The sequence below is a fragment of the Robertmurraya sp. DFI.2.37 genome, from assembly GCF_029211245.1.
In the GTDB taxonomy this organism is placed as follows: domain Bacteria; phylum Bacillota; class Bacilli; order Bacillales; family Cytobacillaceae; genus Robertmurraya; species Robertmurraya methanolica_A.
On record NZ_JARGEJ010000232.1, the window covers coordinates 1 to 452 of the forward strand.

2 tRNA genes are annotated in these 452 nt (G+C 43.6%); both read left to right on the plus strand.

The features are described from left to right. The first annotated feature begins 172 nt into the window (after positions 1-172). A tRNA-Lys gene (locus PZE06_RS26235) sits at positions 173-248 on the plus strand. 79 nt (positions 249-327) lie between these two features. Next, positions 328-409: transfer RNA gene (locus PZE06_RS26240), tRNA-Leu, on the plus strand. Positions 410-452 lie beyond the last annotated feature (43 nt).

Consider the following 452-nt stretch of genomic DNA (forward strand, 5'->3'; position numbering starts at 1 on the left):
GGCACCATTTAGAGCCATTAGCTCAGTCGGTAGAGCAACGAGCAATTCATCTATGAATTTGCTGCGAGTTGTACCCATCGAGCTGCTGCTTGAGTTAACTTTCTGAGGTGGGGACATCGTAGATGCTTTATATCTCAAAGTTAAAATTAGATAGCAGTGCATATTTACTTTAGAGCCATTAGCTCAGTCGGTAGAGCATCTGACTTTTAATCAGAGGGTCGAAGGTTCGAGTCCTTCATGGCTCACCAAAGTTTTTTCAGCGTAGGAGAAGATTTTTTTCAAATTACGTTTGTGAAATGACTTTTTATTTTGCGTTTCAATTATTATGCGGGTGTGGCGGAATTGGCAGACGCACTAGACTTAGGATCTAGCGCCGCAAGGCGTGGGGGTTCGACTCCCTTCACCCGCACTTTTAAACCTTTTATGATGCGGAAGTAGTTCAGTGGTAGAAC